Origin of the sequence: Synechococcus sp. MU1648 (genome assembly GCF_023630615.1) — a bacterium.
Classification (GTDB): Bacteria; Cyanobacteriota; Cyanobacteriia; order PCC-6307; family Cyanobiaceae; genus Parasynechococcus.
Map to the genome: position 1 here is coordinate 118,916 of NZ_JAKUHI010000004.1, position 12,021 is coordinate 130,936.

General features: G+C 51.0%; 15 protein-coding genes. 9 read left to right on the forward strand and 6 right to left on the reverse strand.

Annotation, left to right across the window (positions count from 1 at the left end; all coding sequences use genetic code 11):
- Positions 1 to 4 precede the first annotated feature (4 nt).
- Positions 5 to 865 (reverse strand): MlaD family protein, encoded by an 861-nt coding sequence (locus NCN06_RS06615; RefSeq protein ID WP_250398769.1) that lies wholly within the window; start codon positions 863 to 865, stop codon positions 5 to 7.
- A 5-nt stretch (positions 866 to 870) separates the two neighbouring features.
- The gene (locus NCN06_RS06620) at positions 871 to 1,629 is read right to left on the reverse strand and encodes an ABC transporter ATP-binding protein (RefSeq protein WP_170952207.1); all 759 of its coding nucleotides are present in this window, start codon (positions 1,627 to 1,629) and stop codon (positions 871 to 873) included.
- Between the two features lie 149 nt (positions 1,630 to 1,778).
- Here NCN06_RS06620 and NCN06_RS06625 point away from each other — a divergent pair, with 149 nt between their 5' ends.
- Entirely contained in the window at positions 1,779 to 3,134 is a 1,356-nt protein-coding gene (locus NCN06_RS06625; protein WP_115024898.1) for a gluconeogenesis factor YvcK family protein, read from the forward strand.
- A 7-nt stretch (positions 3,135 to 3,141) separates the two neighbouring features.
- On the opposite strand, the gene NCN06_RS06630 is transcribed toward NCN06_RS06625, so the two are convergent.
- Genes NCN06_RS06630 through NCN06_RS06640 form a run of 3 tightly spaced genes read right to left on the reverse strand, consistent with a single transcriptional unit; the run spans position 3,142 to position 4,810 of the window.
- A complete protein-coding gene (locus NCN06_RS06630; protein WP_250398770.1) occupies positions 3,142 to 3,708 on the reverse strand; it encodes an NAD(P)H-quinone oxidoreductase subunit J in 567 nt (188 codons plus the stop codon).
- A complete protein-coding gene (locus NCN06_RS06635; protein WP_115024896.1) occupies positions 3,705 to 4,445 on the reverse strand; it encodes an NADH dehydrogenase subunit K in 741 nt (246 codons plus the stop codon). The genes NCN06_RS06630 and NCN06_RS06635 overlap by 4 nt, the downstream gene beginning before the upstream one ends.
- Before the next feature lie 2 nt (positions 4,446 to 4,447).
- Positions 4,448 to 4,810: an NAD(P)H-quinone oxidoreductase subunit 3 gene (locus tag NCN06_RS06640; protein WP_011363234.1), complete on the reverse strand. Its 363-nt coding sequence runs from the start codon at positions 4,808 to 4,810 to the stop codon at positions 4,448 to 4,450.
- A gap of 83 nt (positions 4,811 to 4,893) precedes the next feature.
- Between NCN06_RS06640 and NCN06_RS06645 the strand changes: the two genes are divergently transcribed.
- The 8 genes from NCN06_RS06645 to NCN06_RS06680 all read left to right on the forward strand — a co-directional run bounded on the left by NCN06_RS06645 (position 4,894) and on the right by NCN06_RS06680 (position 10,759).
- Positions 4,894 to 5,292, forward strand: coding sequence for a rubredoxin (locus tag NCN06_RS06645; protein ID WP_115024895.1), 399 nt, complete (start codon positions 4,894 to 4,896; stop codon positions 5,290 to 5,292).
- 9 nt (positions 5,293 to 5,301) lie between these two features.
- Positions 5,302 to 6,303, forward strand: coding sequence for a photosynthesis system II assembly factor Ycf48 (locus tag NCN06_RS06650; protein WP_250398771.1), 1,002 nt, complete (start codon positions 5,302 to 5,304; stop codon positions 6,301 to 6,303).
- Positions 6,304 to 6,374: 71 nt separating this feature from the next.
- A complete protein-coding gene (gene psbE / locus NCN06_RS06655) occupies positions 6,375 to 6,623 on the forward strand; it encodes a cytochrome b559 subunit alpha (protein WP_166015668.1) in 249 nt (82 codons plus the stop codon).
- Positions 6,624 to 6,626: 3 nt separating this feature from the next.
- The gene (psbF, locus tag NCN06_RS06660) at positions 6,627 to 6,767 is read left to right on the forward strand and encodes a cytochrome b559 subunit beta (RefSeq protein ID WP_226423084.1); all 141 of its coding nucleotides are present in this window, start codon (positions 6,627 to 6,629) and stop codon (positions 6,765 to 6,767) included.
- Positions 6,768 to 6,775: 8 nt separating this feature from the next.
- Positions 6,776 to 6,895, forward strand: a complete 120-nt coding sequence (gene psbL, locus NCN06_RS06665; RefSeq protein WP_006852026.1) for a photosystem II reaction center protein PsbL — start codon at positions 6,776 to 6,778, stop codon at positions 6,893 to 6,895.
- A gap of 10 nt (positions 6,896 to 6,905) precedes the next feature.
- Positions 6,906 to 7,106, forward strand: coding sequence for a photosystem II reaction center protein J (locus NCN06_RS06670; RefSeq protein WP_226408986.1), 201 nt, complete (start codon positions 6,906 to 6,908; stop codon positions 7,104 to 7,106).
- 523 nt (positions 7,107 to 7,629) lie between these two features.
- Positions 7,630 to 8,631 (forward strand): sulfotransferase family 2 domain-containing protein, encoded by a 1,002-nt coding sequence (locus NCN06_RS06675; RefSeq protein ID WP_250398772.1) that lies wholly within the window; start codon positions 7,630 to 7,632, stop codon positions 8,629 to 8,631.
- A gap of 349 nt (positions 8,632 to 8,980) precedes the next feature.
- Positions 8,981 to 10,759, forward strand: coding sequence for a GSCFA domain-containing protein (locus NCN06_RS06680; RefSeq protein WP_250398773.1), 1,779 nt, complete (start codon positions 8,981 to 8,983; stop codon positions 10,757 to 10,759).
- 167 nt (positions 10,760 to 10,926) lie between these two features.
- On the opposite strand, the gene NCN06_RS06685 is transcribed toward NCN06_RS06680, so the two are convergent.
- The gene (locus tag NCN06_RS06685; RefSeq protein ID WP_250398774.1) at positions 10,927 to 11,961 is read right to left on the reverse strand and encodes a glycosyltransferase family protein; all 1,035 of its coding nucleotides are present in this window, start codon (positions 11,959 to 11,961) and stop codon (positions 10,927 to 10,929) included.
- Between the last annotated feature and the right edge of the window lie 60 nt (positions 11,962 to 12,021).

Genomic DNA, 12,021 nt, shown 5'->3' on the forward strand with positions numbered 1-12,021 from the left:
GTGCCTATTGAGCGGTCTGGGCCGGGTAAATCTCACCAAACAACTCACCCAAGCCAATGGTGAGATTGCGCACGCCCTGCATGAACTCAGGATCCCCTGTGAGTTGAGCCACATCGCCGCCGACCGCATCGATCTTGGCGGTGAACTGTGCGGCATTGGCGGCCGTCTGCTTGAGCTCACTCAACGTCTGGGGATTATCGAGAGAGGACGCAATGTTGTTCAGATGCGCCGTCGCCGCCTCCAGATTGCGAATCACCGGAACAGCCTGGGCCAGCTCCTCCTGGAGCTGCACGGTCAACAGCTCAAATTCCTTTGTGGTGGCCTCAATCTGCTCAAGTGATGCAGCCACATTTGGGATGACCCGTTCCTGCTGAGCCTGGGCCAGCAGCTCTTGCAGGGTTTCCGTCACTGTCGAAAGGCTGGCCGCCTCACTCCCTTCCACAGTGCTGCCATCACAGAGTTGCTGTTCAGCCCGGCAGTCAGCAGCACGCGGGAGAGGGGCACCTTTGGGCAACGGTGTGCCGCGACTGACAAGTGAGACCTGCGCATCTCCCCCCAGCAGGGAACCGGAGGCCACCGTGGCCGTGACGGGCAGCGACAGGAGCAGATCACCTTTGTCGATTTCGAGCTCAGCCACCACCGCTTCGGGCGTCACCGCAATCGAGCGCACCGAACCCACCAGGATCCCCCGATAGGTCACAGGGGAGCGCTCCGCCAGCCCAGCCGCATCGTTGAAACGTGCGGTCAGGGTCCAGTGGCTGGAGCCCAAACGAACACCTCGCAACCACAAGGCCGTGGAAGCAAAGCCGATGATGCCGCCGATCACAGTGAATCCGACGATGGCATCACGAACGCTGCGTCGCATGGTGATCAGTGCTCCGCCGGTTGCATCGGTCCGCGCAGGCTACCCGTCCTGAACTGCACGACATAGGGGTTGTCTGTGGTGCGGAACGCATCCACTGAGCCTTCCCACTGAAACTGGCCGTCGTAAAGCATCACCACCCGTTCCGCAGACCGTTCGATCGTGCTGCGTACATGACTCACCACCACCGAACACCCCTGCGCCACGGTGGTGGTTTTCACAATCAAATCCTCAATCCGCGTGCAGGCCACAGGATCGAGGCCTGCCGTGGGCTCGTCGTATAGCAGCAAGGGCATCGACTGATCCCCCCTCTGGGGATCATCAATCAGCGCACGGGCGAAGCTCACCCGCTTCTGCATACCACCACTCAATTCCCCGGCGTAGAGATGGGCCACGTCATAGAGCCCAACAGCTTCGAGGCAGGCATTCACACGATCACGAATCTCCTTCTGCGACAGCTGCGCCCTTTCGCGCAGCAGGAAACCAACGTTCTCCTCCACCGTGAGGGAGGCCAGCAAGGCGGGGTTTTGGAACACCAGCCGAACGTCGGGCGGATCGGTCTGATCCAGCCGTAGATACGTCTGTGGTTGGTCGAACACGCGCAGTTCACCGCTGGTGGGCAACTGCAGACCAGCCAGCAGGCGCAGCACCGTTGACTTTCCCGCACCCGATGGGCCCACCACGGCCAACCGCTCCCCCGGGCGCAGGGTCAGATTGACCCGATTCAGCACAGGCTTAGGTCCCCACTGCATCGTGAGGTCCCGCATCTCCACGACGGGTTCAGACTGCGGCACGATCTGGGCCGAAAAACACAGACATCCTGCCGCCTTTCGACAAGCTCCGTACAGTTTGGTGAACTAGCGGACCAAGTCTTTCCTTGGCGCCAAAGACCCCGAAAAGTAGACGCCAGGCCCGGATGATGCGCGACATGCGGCGTCGGGATCTGATGACCCGATCCCAAAGGGCAGTGCGCTGGCTGCAACCCGGCCTGGTGGTCAAGCGCTGGCTGCTCACATCTGGGTTGGGGCTGTTGATGGCTCTGCTGGGTGCCGCCATCTGGGCCGATCTGAAGCCGATTTACTGGATTTTGGAAACCCTCAGCTGGCTGCTGGGCACCCTCACCACCGTGTTGCCCCGTGAATTTACGGGGCCACTGGTGGTCTTGATCGGCAGTGGCCTGCTCCTCTGGGGTCAAAGCCGCAGCTTCGGCTCGATTCAACAGGCTCTCGCCCCCGACAAAGACACCGTGCTGGTGGATGCCCTGCGGGCCAAGAGCCGCTTGAACCGGGGCCCCAACATCGTGGCCATCGGCGGCGGCACCGGCTTATCGACCCTGCTGAGTGGTTTGAAGCGCTACAGCAGTCACATCACCGCCATCGTCACCGTCGCGGATGACGGCGGCAGCAGCGGTGTGCTCCGGCGGGAATTGGGGGTGCTGCCCCCAGGTGACATCCGCAACTGCCTGGCAGCACTCTCAACAGAAGAGCCTCTGCTCACCCGCCTTTTCCAGTACCGCTTCTCGGCCGGTAGCGGCCTGGAAGGTCACAGCTTTGGCAATCTTTTTCTTTCAGCCCTAACGGCCATCACGGGCAATCTGGAAACAGCCATCACCGCCTCCAGTCGTGTTCTGGCAGTTCAAGGACAAGTGGTCCCTGCCACCAATGTGGATGTGCGGCTCTGGGCAGAGCTCGAAAACGGTCAACGGATCGAAGGAGAGAGCAACATCGGAAACGCCCCCAGCCCCATCGTTCGTCTGGGCTGCATTCCGGAACGCCCGCCTGCCCTACCAAGAGCGCTCGAAGCGATCGCCAACGCCGACCTGATCGTGCTCGGGCCGGGCAGCCTCTACACGTCTCTGCTCCCAAATCTGCTGGTGCCGGAGCTAGTGAGTGCCATCAAACGCAGCCGAGCACCACGGCTCTACATCTGCAACCTGATGACACAGCCCGGCGAGACCGACGGCCTGGATGTGCGCGGTCACATCCGGGCGATCGAAGCGCAGCTGGCCAGCCTCGGCATTGAACCCAGGCTGTTTAATGCCGTTCTTGCCCAAGACGACCTTCCACCTTCAGACCTGGTGCGCCACTACCAAAGCCGGGGTGCGGATCCGGTGCGTTGTGATGCCGAAGGGCTTCGATCAGATGGTTATGACGTCACCCAAGCACCTCTGCAGGGAATCCGACCTACAGCGACCTTGCGTCACGATTCCCGCAGCCTGGCTCTAGCGGTCATCAGGTTTTACCGGAGCCATCGCTCCCAACACGCATCCTGAGACGCGATCAATAAGCGTCCTGCATTTCGTAAAAATCTGGCTGGACGTAGTCCTTGCGCAACGGCCAACCTTTCCAGTCCTCCGGCATCAAAAGACGCTTGGGATGGGGATGGCCCTCGAATTGAATGCCGTACATGTCGAACGTTTCACGCTCCTGCCAATCAGCTCCACGAAATAGGCCGTAGATCGATGGAAGCGACGGAGTGCCCTCCCGGCTGAGGAACACTTTGATCCGCACTTCCCGCAGCTTTGCGGAGGGATCAGCCGCCATGGCTTCAACCTGTTCCGTCATTGCTAACAGGTGGTAAAAACAAACCAACTGCTCGCCAGGGCCTTCGTCATACCCGCCCTGGCACTGCAGATAATCGAAGCCATTGCTCTTGAGAGCCGCAGCAATCATCGGGAGAACGGGAGCTTCCACACCGATCTGCTCGACGCCAAGATGATCGGGCTCAAGGCTGTTGTGATCGAAGCCTTGCTTGTTCAGCCATTGGCTGACCGGACCAGGCTCCGGCGCAACGACAGCACCAGCTTCATCGGAAGCGGCAGGTTTTTTGGAGGGGGTTTCGCTCATGACTCGACGGGTTCAGCAGCAGGGGTGAGCACGGCGGCATCTGTGGCCAAGGTCTGACCGGCTGGAGCAGCAGCGAGGGCAGCTTTTTGGGATTCAGCCCGGAGGTAGGCGCCGGTCACAACAGGCTCCACACGCTTCATCTGATGGGAGACCGTCATGTAGCGATGGGTCTGCTGATGCTTGCGCCGCTCCGCCAGCGACTCATCCCCGACTTTCTTGCGCAGCTTGATGACGGCGTCAAAAATGGCTTCGGGGCGGGGCGGGCAGCCAGGTAGATAAAGATCCACCGGAATCAACTTGTCGACGCCGCGCACAGCTGTGGTGGAGTCAGCGCTGAACATGCCGCCTGTGATGGTGCATGCGCCCATGGCGATCACATACTTCGGCTCTGGCATCTGCTCATAGAGCCGTACGAGAGCCGGAGCCATCTTCATGGTGACGGTGCCGGCCACGATCAAAAGATCGGCCTGACGTGGGGAACTGCGAGGAACAAGACCAAAACGGTCAAAGTCGAAACGGGAGCCGAGCAAAGCCGCGAACTCGATAAAGCAGCAGGCCGTTCCATAGAGGAGGGGCCAGAGACTGCTCAGACGTGCCCAGTTATGCAGGTCATCCAAGCTGGTGAGGATGACGTTCTCGCTGAGGTCGTTGGTGACCGTCGGGGCACCAATCGGACCGCAGCTGGCTTCGCGCAGATCGCGAACAGCAGAAATGGAGGGGGATGTGTTTTCAGACATGACTAGCTCCACTCGAGGGCGCCTTTGCGCCAGGCGTAGGCCAAAGCCACCAGGAGAATGGCAATGAAAATCAAGGCTTCAATGAAGGCCAACAAGCCGAGACGGTTGAACGCAACAGCCCAGGGGTAAAGAAACACGGTCTCCACATCAAAGATGACGAAGACCAGCGCGAACATGTAGTAGCGGATATTGAATTGAATCCAGGCGCCGCCAATGGGTTCCATGCCGGATTCGTAGGTGAGCTGGCGCTCACCGGCACGGCTTTTCGGCGCCACCAACTTGTTGGTCACGAGAGCCAACACAGGCACTGCTGCTGCAATCAGCAGAAACCCCAGGAAGGCGTCGTAGCCGGGCAGGGCAAACATGGAGGTCCCCGTAGACGGAGCCAGTCTGGCATTCACTGCCAGGAGTTGTCGCCGATAGAGTCAACCCGCCAAGCAACACAGCGGTGAGCGACGAACAACAGTCCGTCCAGCCGGTCGAAGCGACCGAAGCGGTGGAGCCAGCGGTTGAAACCGCCCCGGAAAGCGATCCACGGACCCACCGTTTCGAATGTCGCAGCTGTGGCTACGTCTACGACCCTGAGGAAGGAGTCAAAAAGGTTGGTATCGAAGCCGGAACGGCGTTCGAAGATCTCGACCCGATGTCGTTTCGTTGTCCGGTCTGCAGGAGCAGGGTGGCCGCTTTCCGCGACATCGGCCCGCGCGCCAAAGCCAGCGGCTTCGACGAAAATCTGAATTTTGGCCTCGGTGTCAACCGAATGACCCCAGGACAGAAGAATGTTCTGATCTTTGGCGGCCTTGCCCTCGGCTTCGCCTTCTTCTTATCCCTTTATTCCCTGCGCTGAGGCCAACTCATGAAACGTCTGTTGAACTCTGCGACTCAGCTTTTGCTGGTTCTTGTCCTGGGGGTCAGCCTCAGCGGGTGCGTCACGACTCATGTTCCGATGGCGACATCGAGTCCATGGCAAGCCTTGGACCTCGACACCCAAGCGAATCCATTGGATGTGGCCTTCACCGACAGCCGCCACGGCTATCTGGTGGGCAGCAATCGCATGATTCGAGAAACCAACGACGGCGGAGCTCACTGGAACGAACGCAGCCTTGATCTTCCCGACGAAGAGAACTTCCGGCTGATCAGTATCGATTTCAATGGTGATGAAGGCTGGATTGCCGGACAACCGGGATTGCTGATGCACAGCGAGGACGGCGGCCAGAACTGGACACGACTTTTCCTCGACACAAAACTGCCCGGCGAGCCTTACCTGATTACAGCTTTGGATCGTCACTCAGCGGAGCTAGCCACCAACGTGGGTGCTGTCTACGAGACCCACAACGATGGGTCGAGCTGGGAAGCGAAGGTGACCGATGCGGCGGGAGCCGTGCGAGATCTGCGACGCAGCAATGACGGAAGCTATGTGAGTGTGAGTGGCCTGGGCAACTTCTATGCCACTTGGGAACCGGGCGATTCTGTCTGGCAAGTCCACCAGCGCGTGAGCAGTCAGCGCCTGCAAAGCATTGGCTTTCAACCCGACGGCAATCTCTGGATGGTCGCTCGCGGCGCCCAAATACGCCTCAACGATGAGCCCGGGGATTTCGACAGCTGGAGCAAAGCCATCATTCCCATCACCAATGGCTACGGCTACATGGATCTGGCCTGGGATGACGACGGCGCCATCTGGGCCGGTGGCGGCAACGGCACGCTTCTCGTGAGCCAAGACGGGGGCGACAGCTGGGAGAACGATCCCGTTGGCGACCGTCAACCAAGCAACTTCACGCGCATGGTCTTCGACGGTGAGCACGCTTTTGTGCTCGGAGAGCGCGGCAATTTACTGCGCTGGGTCGGCAACGCTGTGTAACTGAGGTGCAGCATCAGCCTCAGCTGACCAGCGCTACCTCCTAAGATCATCGTCCTGACACGCCCAACGCCATGGCCGCCGGCTCAACAGGAGAACGTCCGTTCTTCGAAATCATCACGAGCATCCGTTACTGGGTGATTCACGCCGTGACACTCCCCTCCATCTTTTTGGCTGGGTTCCTGTTCGTATCCACCGGCCTCGCCTACGACGCATTCGGCACCCCTCGTCCCGACGCCTACTTCCAGGCATCCGAAAGCAAGGCTCCCGTGGTGAGCCAGCGCTACGAGGGCAAGTCTGATCTCGACATCCGCCTGAAATAAGTCATGACACAATCAACCCCCGTCGCCACAACGCCACGCAACTATCCGATCTTCACGGTTCGTTGGCTGGCTTTGCACACCCTCGGCATCCCGACTGTGTTCTTCCTTGGCGCCCTCGGCGCGATGCAGTTCATTCGCCGCTGATCTGACCTATGGAACGCAATCCCAATCCCAACAACCTTCCGGTTGAGCTCAACCGCACCAGTCTCTACCTGGGTCTGCTGTTCGTCTTCGTGACCGGCGTGCTCATGTCCAGCTACTTCTTCAACTGAGGTTTATTCCATGAGCGGAAAAAAATCCCAATATCCCGACGGTCGAATTCCCGATCGCAATCCTGATGGCACACCGGCTGTGCCCTGGAGAAGCCGCTGGACCGAAGGCGTCCTTCCTCTGTGGCTTGTCGCTACTGCAGGTGGAATGGCCGTCCTGTTTGTTGTGGGTCTATTTTTCTACGGTTCCTACACCGGCGTTGGCTCCGCTTGAGAAAATTTGATCAGACCAAAATCAAGACCGGCATTATGCCGGCTTTTTATTGATCAATTATCAACGTAACTTAAACATCATCCTGAGCCTTAGTCCGTCGGATCACATGGCTCTAATTTTTAGCATTAATGATCAGAGCGAAACTTCTAGCCTGGAGCTTTGCACTTACGTCTAACATTTCGGACTGTTTTTGACACAGTAGATAGTAGTGCTGGAGCTCCTGTTGGGATTGATGCAATTGTGACAAGGTCAGCTCTGCTTCTCTTCGCGCCTCATCTCTTTCTGCTTCCACCTCCTTCAAGACTGCAATCTCTTGTCGCAACGAAGTGAGCTCATCATTCTCCGCAGACATAGCGGAGTCAATGCGAAGTATCAGCTCACTAATTGATGGTTCGACTCTTTCTATCATTCGCCCTTACAAAACAATAGAAGTATTACAAGACCATATCATATCCTTAGAGCGCCTGGCTAGAATTCCAGGTATCTTGTTATCGCAAGATCAAATCAATTCATAGCGCCCACAATGGACAAAGATAAAATGATAAGAGATCTGAATGACCTTAACAAAAAACTTGCCAGAGAGTTAGACCAAAGCAAAGCAAAGTCGAGAGTCGTTGACGAAATACTCAAAACAACAATAAGAGATATAGTACCCCTGGAAAGTCATTCCAAATCCAATCAATTAGATGGTGACAACACAAAGCTAACTTTCTCTAAATCGTTCAACAATCCAATCTCAATCGAAAAAAATGAAGATCACGAATTCTCGAGACGACATACATTAGTTCACCTCAAAAGTAATTCAATCTGCACGTGGATCCCAAAAAACTCTTGCTCAACCTTAAGATTTTCGATCGCCAAGGCAAATGGAGCAATTTCGGGAATTGAAGACATAAACTGGATTCACAAAAACAATTCAAGCTTTGCGGCCTCCAATAAAGAGCTTTTAATAGCAGACTATACATTTGTAGTTTTAAGAAATCCGTTCAAGAGACTACTATCTTTCTATTGTGACAAATTGTGCAATAGCGGGAAAGATGACAACGACAAAAGCTATGAAGTAACCCAATCAATCATGGGAACAAACAACAAAACAACATTCGCGGATTTTGTTGAGATCCTATGGCATAATCCAAACCTCAAGAAAGCAAACGAACACATTCAAGATCAGTGCGACTTTTTAATCTACAAAAATTATCACGACTACCTTCCACTCGAACAATACAAAAAGACTGCCTCCACAATACAAGAGAGAGTAGGCCTAACTCTAGAAGACGTAAGGCCATTCAACTCAATCCATACATCCTATGGCTGCAAAGACTCAATCGAATTAAGTTACAAAACCCCAGGGGAATTGATTGGATCGGCAATGGCAGAATCGCAAAAACCAATCGCAGAAAACATGTATAATCCCGATTTAATTAAAAAAGTGGGTTTTTTATATTTTCACGACATCCTTCTATATCTGCAGACAATAAATAATGGCGAAGAAGAGATGGACTATTGGTTGAGGCAAATGTACTGAAAACAAAGGTTGTTCTCAAGTGATTAAGGCTCTGCAGATTGCACGAAAAAATAAGTGCGCCTAAGGAGGCAAGAGCCGGCCTCTAAGTTGAAAATGAGAATGCAACCTATTTTGGCCACAGAGATGATCTGAGCGTGGTTGGACCTGTCGTATATAGCGTTTCACAATGACAACCGAAAATCACCCAGCTCAAGCAAGTATTGAGCCAAAAGGAACCGGGCAAGACCAGAGGGAGTCTCTGTTAAAACCGGCCAGGACTCCGACAGATCTGGCAGCGATAAAGGAGGCGAAAGAGCGGTGGCTATGAAAGGGTGAATTAGAGTGCCTCTACTGACGTCGTCAAAAAAACATGAACAACCCATATCTCGGCTTAAGCGACAAATCATTTTGGAAAAAAGCGGTAGCAGAAAAAAGACCAGAATCACTAGACAATATTTACACAAAAAAATTTTTGATAAGTCAATCGGATCACATAGCAACTGCCGGCTCATGCTTTGCTCAACATGTATCACGAAGCTTGAAAAGCAATGGATTCAAAGTTCTAGACAAAGAGTCATGTGATTACAGTGCAAATTATGGAAATATATACACTGTAGCCCAATTACTACAATTAGCAAAAGAGAGCATTGGAGAGATCCCAATTTCAAATATTGCATGGGAAAAAGATGGAAATTTCATTGATGCTCTAAGGCCAGGAGCAATTTCCTCGCCAATTAACTCAAGCGATGAAGTAACAGAACATAGGCTGCAACATCTACAAGCTGTTAGATCTGTTCTCAAGGAGTTAGATGTCTTTATTTTTACTCTAGGACTTACAGAAGCTTGGATTCGTAGAAAAGACAAAGTAGTATTCCCAAGCGCACCTGGCGTCATAGCAGGGGAGTTCAATGACAAAGTATATAAATTCAAAAACTATAGTTTTGATTCAATTATTTCGGATTTCAAAGAATTTTTCAGAATAGTCAAAGCTTTTAGGGGAGGAAAAGGATTTAAAACAATACTCACAGTATCGCCAGTTCCTTTGACGGCAACAGCTTCCAAGCAGCACATTTTAGTTGCCAACACATACTCAAAGGCCACTTTAAGAGCAGTGGCAGCAAAATTATCAGAAAGATCCTCTATCGATTACTTCCCTTCATACGAAGTAGTCACAAACCCACGTTATTACCAAGGGTCATATGATTCAAATCTGAGAACTGTAAAGCAATCAACTGTTGATAATGTAATGAAATACTTTTTTTTAGAGCATTGCCCTTTTGAATCCATTAATACCATACCCTCCGAAGACTTAGATATTCAATGTGAAGAGCAACTCCTTGAAATGTACTCAGACTTACAAAATAATCAACTTATGACATCAGAAACGAGGAAATGTCATCACACAGAGATAATTGGTGATAGCCATATGAATTCATTTGTTAAAGCCCTCAAAACATACATTGGGCATCAATTTGCAAATGACTTCTGCATTGTTGACCGAAGAGTAATTAAAAATGGGATAAACCCCAAAAAAGCTGTACAAACCAAAGATATATGCACTTTCGCCAATGATGGCTCTGCAAAAAATATAAAGCTGAATAAATTTGCCAAAAATGCAAGAGAGCAAGTCGAAAGGTTTGAAACATCAAAACGCACAAGATTGATTTTTGTTGGTGGCTTGATGGGTGATAATTTCCTTCGCTTCCATGGCACTTTTACAGAAAAAATGTCACCTGAGATACCCATGATTTCATGTATAAATGAAATTCCAGAATTATTTGATTCAAAAATAACTCAACGTTTGACTTACGCCAAGAGAATAATTCAACAAGCACTTACCTGTTTGCAACCAAAGGATATACGCTGGATTGTCAGCCCATTACCCTCAGAATCATGCGCATTAATACGATTCGGATCTATTTATTTGAATTCGTATTCACAAATAGTTTACAACACTTATTTCAATGAATTGCTGGACCGTATACTAGGAGATTATATAAAGGCGGGCATTGTTTTAGCTCAACCCTCTACGAGCATATCAGACACAGGATTCTCTCTCGACAAATATGCTATTAGGGTAGGAACAGATGATGTACACTTGAATGAAGATTATTTTCGTGAATCAATTCCTAATATTTTGTCTAGATAAATAAACTTATTGACGAATGCAAGAGGTCTACAGTATGCAATAATAAGACTAGAGCAATAGATGTTGTCTGGTCCAAAATATAGCAAAGCAAAGCAAAAAAGCCGCTCCAATAATGAAATACGGTATAATACAAAACCACTCTTGATGAACCTGAAATATCTACGTGTCTAACATGCAATTGATCTATAAAAGCCAACCAATACATTAGGATCAGAAAAATCACTGCAATATCGAATCTGGCGTTCATATAGAAGGTTTCTGCTGACCTTAGAAAAGATAACTGTTTCAATCTTTTCCAGCCAAGAACATTGCTGATCTCCAATTTGGTTGTCGCTTATCGTCGGGGTATTCTGATAGGGACCATAGTTTGAAGCAATGACAGGAATACCAGCCTGGATATATTCAACAAACTTGGTATTTGTCTTGCAGTAATTGAATATATTTTGGGTGAGAGGGGCTAGAGCAACCCACCAGCCTAGAGAAGACAAAACTGACTGAAATTCCTCGTAACTTTCTACTTTATCAAGTGTTGAACATCGATTTGGATACTTTTCAAAAAGAAGTTTAGGCATATCGATTCCAAAAGTCTCAAATACAATGGAGGGATTTCTATGTAGCACTTGATCTAAATCGGGAGTAAGCAGCTCTAGATCATCCGCATGGGTTTGGGTACCCATGTAGCCAATAACAGGATAAACTCTTTTTATAAAGTCAGTACAGCTATATTTTCTATTGTCAAAATGTCGCCAATAAGGCAATACAAAAATTTCAGTCGAGGGCAGAATTTCATTAATTTGATTAGCCAATAGATTTGTTGATGCGATGATCCCGTCTGATAATTCTGCTGCCGCATAAAGAGCCTCTAACATCTTGGCACTCGAATAATGACGCCACTTCTTAATACCAATGGATTTGGGAACAGAGAATAAGAAGTCGTCCAGATGCAGAAAAACTTTCTTGCCATTTTTACGTGCTTCGCGAAGGATTTCATGAATATGGTCCGGCGAATACCAGCGAGAAAGGATTAAATATTCACAGTCAAAAAGGGTAAGGTATCTAGAGAAAGTATCAAGGTGTTTTAACTCAGCCCATGCATGAAGTTGAAACTTGACTTTTTGATCATCAGGCACAAGAGATTGATCAAAAAAATATGCAATTGATTGAGTCGCTTGAATTGTCTCACAAAGAACGGATATTTTCATCTTAAGAGACTCCGGGAAAAATTACTTTTAATTCAGAGAAAAGGCAGAGTTCAACAAAGA

Coding starts and splice junctions, on each gene's coding strand:
- NCN06_RS06630 (WP_250398770.1), bottom strand. CDS start 3,708: ATGAGCGAAACCCCCTCCAAAAAACCTGCCGCTTCCGATGAAGCTGGT.
- NCN06_RS06680 (WP_250398773.1), top strand. CDS start 8,981: ATGAACAACCCATATCTCGGCTTAAGCGACAAATCATTTTGGAAAAAA.
- NCN06_RS06625 (WP_115024898.1), top strand. CDS start 1,779: ATGATGCGCGACATGCGGCGTCGGGATCTGATGACCCGATCCCAAAGG.
- psbL (WP_006852026.1), top strand. CDS start 6,776: ATGGAACGCAATCCCAATCCCAACAACCTTCCGGTTGAGCTCAACCGC.
- NCN06_RS06635 (WP_115024896.1), bottom strand. CDS start 4,445: ATGTCTGAAAACACATCCCCCTCCATTTCTGCTGTTCGCGATCTGCGC.
- NCN06_RS06685 (WP_250398774.1), bottom strand. CDS start 11,961: ATGAAAATATCCGTTCTTTGTGAGACAATTCAAGCGACTCAATCAATT.
- NCN06_RS06620 (WP_170952207.1), bottom strand. CDS start 1,629: ATGCGGGACCTCACGATGCAGTGGGGACCTAAGCCTGTGCTGAATCGG.
- psbF (WP_226423084.1), top strand. CDS start 6,627: ATGACACAATCAACCCCCGTCGCCACAACGCCACGCAACTATCCGATC.
- NCN06_RS06640 (WP_011363234.1), bottom strand. CDS start 4,810: ATGTTTGCCCTGCCCGGCTACGACGCCTTCCTGGGGTTTCTGCTGATT.
- NCN06_RS06650 (WP_250398771.1), top strand. CDS start 5,302: ATGAAACGTCTGTTGAACTCTGCGACTCAGCTTTTGCTGGTTCTTGTC.
- psbE (WP_166015668.1), top strand. CDS start 6,375: ATGGCCGCCGGCTCAACAGGAGAACGTCCGTTCTTCGAAATCATCACG.
- NCN06_RS06615 (WP_250398769.1), bottom strand. CDS start 865: ATGCGACGCAGCGTTCGTGATGCCATCGTCGGATTCACTGTGATCGGC.
- NCN06_RS06675 (WP_250398772.1), top strand. CDS start 7,630: ATGGACAAAGATAAAATGATAAGAGATCTGAATGACCTTAACAAAAAA.
- NCN06_RS06670 (WP_226408986.1), top strand. CDS start 6,906: ATGAGCGGAAAAAAATCCCAATATCCCGACGGTCGAATTCCCGATCGC.